Genomic DNA, 509 nt, shown 5'->3' on the forward strand with positions numbered 1-509 from the left:
AGCTTATGCTTTTCCAGAGTATGACACTCCAGTTAAGGTAGGCAAAAAATTTGCGGTTATTGGTGGAGGAAACACTGCAATGGATGCCGCACGTTCAGCCTTAAGACTTGGAGCAGAGGTTTGGATTCTTTACAGAAGAACAAAGAAGGAAATGACAGCACGTATAGAGGAGATACACCACGCAGAAGAGGAAGGAGTAAAGTTCATGTTCCTTGTTTCACCAAAACGCTTTATTGGGGACGAGCATGGTAATCTCAAGGCTATAGAGCTCGAAAAAATGAAACTTGGAGAACCTGATGAAACAGGAAGAAGAAGGCCCATTCCTACTGGAGAAACTTTCATCATGGAGATAGACAATGCAGTGATAGCAATTGGCCAAACTCCCAACAAGACATTCATTCAAAGTGTACCTGATCTTCTAGTAGACAGATGGGGAAGAATAGTGGTTGACGATAAGTTAATGACCTCAATTCCTGGGGTTTTCGCCGGTGGGGATGCCATTAGAGGTG

The 509-nt window shown here is 43.6% G+C and carries 1 protein-coding gene; it reads left to right on the forward strand.

What is annotated here, in order from left to right:
- The coding region (locus tag EP1X_RS09950) for an FAD-dependent oxidoreductase (RefSeq protein WP_172672623.1) at window positions 1–509 on the forward strand (509 nt) is incomplete at both ends.

It is taken from the genome of Thermococcus sp. EP1 (genome assembly GCF_001317345.1).
GTDB lineage: Archaea > Methanobacteriota_B > Thermococci > Thermococcales > Thermococcaceae > Thermococcus_A.